At 37.6% G+C, this 4,529-nt stretch carries 5 protein-coding genes; 1 reads left to right on the top strand and 4 read right to left on the bottom strand.

Going from position 1 to position 4,529, the window contains the following annotated elements:
• Positions 1-10: 10 nt before the first annotated feature.
• From KI356_RS25445 to KI356_RS25460, 4 genes are all read right to left on the bottom strand, one after another.
• The gene (locus KI356_RS25445; RefSeq protein WP_234842528.1) at positions 11-379 is read right to left on the bottom strand and encodes a hypothetical protein; all 369 of its coding nucleotides are present in this window, start codon (positions 377-379) and stop codon (positions 11-13) included.
• Between the two features lie 717 nt (positions 380-1,096).
• A complete protein-coding gene (locus KI356_RS25450; protein WP_212936826.1) occupies positions 1,097-1,918 on the bottom strand; it encodes an ABC transporter ATP-binding protein in 822 nt (273 codons plus the stop codon).
• Positions 1,919-1,930: 12 nt separating this feature from the next.
• Positions 1,931-2,989 (bottom strand): FecCD family ABC transporter permease, encoded by a 1,059-nt coding sequence (locus KI356_RS25455; protein ID WP_212936827.1) that lies wholly within the window; start codon positions 2,987-2,989, stop codon positions 1,931-1,933.
• Complete coding sequence (locus KI356_RS25460) at positions 2,986-3,990, bottom strand: FecCD family ABC transporter permease (RefSeq protein WP_212936828.1); 1,005 nt, start codon at positions 3,988-3,990, stop codon at positions 2,986-2,988. The genes KI356_RS25455 and KI356_RS25460 overlap by 4 nt, the downstream gene beginning before the upstream one ends.
• A 162-nt stretch (positions 3,991-4,152) precedes the next feature.
• On the opposite strand from KI356_RS25460, the gene KI356_RS25465 reads away from it, so the two are divergent.
• Positions 4,153-4,529, top strand: a 377-nt coding sequence (locus tag KI356_RS25465; RefSeq protein ID WP_212936829.1) for an ABC transporter substrate-binding protein, incomplete at its 3' end; no start/stop codon positions are given.

Genomic DNA, 4,529 nt, shown 5'->3' on the forward strand with positions numbered 1-4,529 from the left:
TACTTTTTTATTATACAGAGTAATTTGGTTTTCTCTTATTAACTACATCTACAATATCGGTCCGGTTGGCCACAGCTACTACAGCATTCACATGGATACGAATCACATCTGCGACAACAACGGCAATTTGCTTCTCCACATTCATCACAGCATTCGCAAGGATAAGAGTCGCAACGTCTACAACAACGACAGTTTGCCTCTCCACACTCGTCACAACACTCACATGGATAACTGCTGCACTTCCTACAACATTTACAAGGATAATCATCACACTCACGGCAACAACGACATGGAGATTGATCACAAGTATCACAGCACTTACAATGACTTTCTGGTTCATTACATCCTCTACAACGAGCTTCATACTTATCATCTTCATAGTCTCTTTCTCGTTGATTTCGACCTAAAATGTCATCTGCCTCATCTATCTTATGTCTATAACCACCACGTTGTCTGTAAAAGTATGCATCATCTTCCGCTTTCCTTCTGCGGTACTCTTCTTCAGATTCATCATTCTTGCTCTTTTTATTCAATTGCGTAAATCCAGAGTTTCTTCGATTAGATTCATCATCATAATCATAGTCATGACCATGATCACGATATCCATCATCTTTAACTCTTCTCTTAGGCTTTCTTCTATTTTCACCCTCAAAATCACTATCATTGCCTTTGGAATCGTCACCCATGGTATCTGCACCAAATAACCAACCAACTCCACCTAACATTACGAAGAATCCCAGCACACCCCATAACAATGAATTTGAGAGTGCCCATAAAAAGAACACAACAGTCCCTAAAAAAAACAATGAACTCCATATTATTCTTCTTGCAACTGCATAAAGTACACTTAATAAAATACAAATTATTACCACAGTTGTTGCATTTGGTAAAGCAAAAACAATCCAAATAAGCGCAATAAATGTTGCTAATATCACCAACATAAAATAAATCCTCCTCGTTTCCCTCTCTTACAAATCATATGAAATATATTACAAAAAATAAATATATGTTTTTGTTTTTTCTTACAAAAACAGACATATGGAGGAGAAACGATAGATATTGTTACTTATTTATTTTACAGAGTACATCGTTTTTTTTATCTCATCGCCTGAACAGCTTCTTTACGTATGCGTCTTCCTCTTCCGTGCGGGATACAAAGTGGTGTTCCAAACAACGGATCCGTACTGATTTGACACTCCATTCGGAATACATCACGCACTAGCTTCTCGTCTACCACTTCTTCAGGCTTACCTTGTGCATATATTTGTTTATCTTGAATTGCTACGATATTGTCTGCATAGCGGCATGCTAAATTTAAGTCATGTAATACCATAACAATCGTTCTTTGCTCTGTTTCATTTAATTCGAATAATAAATCTAATACTTCAATTTGGTGAGTCATATCTAAATATGTAGTTGGCTCATCGAGTAAAATAATATCTGTATCTTGTGCAAGCGTCATTGCAATCCAAGCACGTTGACGTTGTCCACCTGAAAGAGCATGAACATCACGCTCAGCAAATTCTGTCATACCTGTTGCTGCAAGTGCCTTCTGTACCATTTCCTCATCTTTTTCTGACCATTGCTTCAGCCATGTTTGATATGGATAACGTCCTTGCTTTACAAGTTGCAATACTGTAAGACCTTCTGGTGCTTGAGGCCCTTGTGGCAATATCGCCATTTGACGAGCAATTTGCTTCGTTTGCATACTTTGAATTGCTTGATTATCTAACAAAATGTCCCCAGTTGTTGGCTTTAACAATCTAGCTAGTGAACGTAATAAAGTTGATTTTCCACAACCGTTAGAACCGATAAAGATTGTAATTTCACCTTTTGGAATTTCTAAATTCAACTCATCAATAATAATTGTTTCACCATAAGACAGCGTCAAACGTTTCGTCTCCAATGCTTTTTGCATATTCATCTCCCTTTATGAATTCCGACTTTTATAAAGTAAATAAATAAAATAAGGTGCACCAATCGCTGATGTAAATACCCCTGCTGGAATTTCAAGTGGCGCGAAAACTGTACGCCCAATTAAATCTGCAGCAAGTACTAGAATTGCACCGATAATCGCCGCAACTGGGAGCAATGCACCGTAGAACGAGCCAACTAATCTTCGTGAAATATGAGGTGCCATTAAACCGACAAATCCAATTCCTCCTGCGAAAGCGACTGCTCCACCAATTAAAGCTGTACTAAGTAGTAACATGAATACGCGTGACTTCGTTAGAGGAACACCGAGTCCTACTGCTATATCATCCCCTAGCTCTTGTGCATTTAAATGTCTAGCAGCGATAAATGATATGATCGTTAAAATGAGAACCCAAGGCGCAAGTACCATAACATTTTGCCATGAAGAACCATAAACAGTACCTGTAATCCATACATTCGCTTGACTCGCTTGATAAATTGGGGCTAACAACATAAATAAAGTCGTTGCCGCTTTCGTTAATGCCCAAAATCCAACACCAATTAAAACAAGACTAATTGGTGATAACCCGTCATTTCTCCATGCAAATAAATATACAAAAAACGCAACAATCGTCGCACCAGCAAAAGCTGCGAGCGGCATATAATGAATGCTTACTGTTAGCGCATTATTTTTATCACTAAATATAGCTAAAAATAGTACAACTGCAACACTTGCCCCGCCCGTAATTCCGATGATATCAGGAGAAGCAAGTGGATTTCGAACGAGCCCTTGTAAAATACATCCTGCTACAGCAAGTGCGATTCCTACAAGGATTGCAATTAAAATACGCGGCATACGAAACTTATTTACAACCATATTTGACATCGCATCGCCATTTCCGGTAATCGCTTGCCATACATCATAAGGAGCAATTTTCATATCACCCATACCTGCACTGGCAAAAAATAACCCTATTAAAATAGCTAATAAACTTAATAAGACTAGAACAGCTCGTTTATACATTAAAAACGAGAGCCCCTCTTTTCCTATACGAAACGGAATATACTTCTTCATTTGCCAAGCCCTCTCTTACGTGCAATATAAATAAAGAATGGGGCCCCGATAAATGCTGTCATAACCCCTACTGGTACTTCTTGTGGCATAATGACATATCGTGCTGCTATATCAGCCAAAATTAGTAGTATTGCACCTAACAACCCGCTATACGGTACTATCCACCTGTGATCTACCCCAACAAGAGCTCTTGCAAAATGAGGAGTAACAATGCCAATAAATCCAATTGGGCCAGCAACAGCAACTGAGCCACCTGACAACAGTACAATAATAAGTAATACTAATGATTTCATTAAAATAGTTCGTTGGCCGAGCCCCTTTGCCACATCTTCCCCCATCATTAATGTATTTACTTTCCCTGCCATCATAAGGGATGCAATCCAACCTACTAATAAGTATGGGAATACGGATTGTAATATTTCTAGCTTTCTCCCTTGTACAGATCCAGCAAGCCAAAATAACACTTCTTCAAGCGCTTTTTCATTTAATACAAGTAACCCTTGTGTTAATGATGAAAACAAAGCGCTTATCGCTACACCCGCTAATGTCAACTTGAGCGCGGTTGTCCCTTCTTTTCCTAAAGAACTAGAAGCGAATACTAGTACTGCTGCAACTGCCGTTCCTAAAAAGGCAATCCAAGTGAAAGCTGATAATGATGTAACAGAAAAAATCACAATTGCTACAACTATAAAGAATGCAGCACCTGAATTTAATCCAATAAAATCTGGAGAAGCAAGTGGATTCTTAGTTAAAGTTTGCATAAGGCAACCTGCAATGGCTAAACTAGCACCAACACTTGCTGCAATTAACGCCCTTGGCAGACGCACATTTTGAATAATAATATGTTCATTTGAACCATTAAAATGGAAAAAAGCATCTAGCGCTAATTTCCAACTCGTATTTGTATATCCGAAAATAATACTTCCCCAAATACAAATAACGACTGCAATGATCCCAACAAATAATCCAATCCATTTTGCTTGATTTGTTTTTAATAACATGCAGCGTTTCCCCTTCAATGTATAATGATACGTTGTAAGTGTATTTCAACTTAATTCTCATTGTCAACGATAATGAGAATTATTTTCATTGACAATCGAACCAAAAAGTTTTAATATCATGCTTGCTATTGAAAAATATTCTCAACATGTAGGGGGTACATAATGAATTTCATGCGGAAGAAATCGTTTACAATATTTGTATTTCTACTAGCATTTTCAATGCTTTTAAGCGCTTGTGGAAAATCAAATAACAAAGAAGAATCTACAAAAGAAGATAATAAAAAAGAAACGATTACAGTTGAGCACGCAATGGGTAAAACAGAAGTTCCTGCCAATCCAAAACGTGTAGTTATTTTAACTAATGAAGGAACTGAAGCTTTACTTGAATTAGGTGTGAAACCGGTCGGTGCTGTAAAGTCTTGGACAGGTGACCCATGGTATCCGCATATTAAGGATAAAATGAAAGATGTAAAAGTTGTTGGTGATGAAGGACAAGTTAACGTTGAAACGATTGCTTCTTTAAAACCAGATTTAATTAT

The organism is Bacillus hominis (assembly GCF_018332515.1).
Lineage (GTDB): Bacteria > Bacillota > Bacilli > Bacillales > Bacillaceae_G > Bacillus_A > Bacillus_A hominis.

Bases quoted from the DNA above. Each gene is read 5' to 3' on its own strand.
- KI356_RS25445 (WP_234842528.1), bottom strand. From the start codon at position 379: ATGAAGATGATAAGTATGAAGCTCGTTGTAGAGGATGTAATGAACCAG.
- KI356_RS25450 (WP_212936826.1), bottom strand. From the start codon at position 1,918: ATGCAAAAAGCATTGGAGACGAAACGTTTGACGCTGTCTTATGGTGAA.
- KI356_RS25455 (WP_212936827.1), bottom strand. From the start codon at position 2,989: ATGAAGAAGTATATTCCGTTTCGTATAGGAAAAGAGGGGCTCTCGTTT.
- KI356_RS25460 (WP_212936828.1), bottom strand. From the start codon at position 3,990: ATGTTATTAAAAACAAATCAAGCAAAATGGATTGGATTATTTGTTGGG.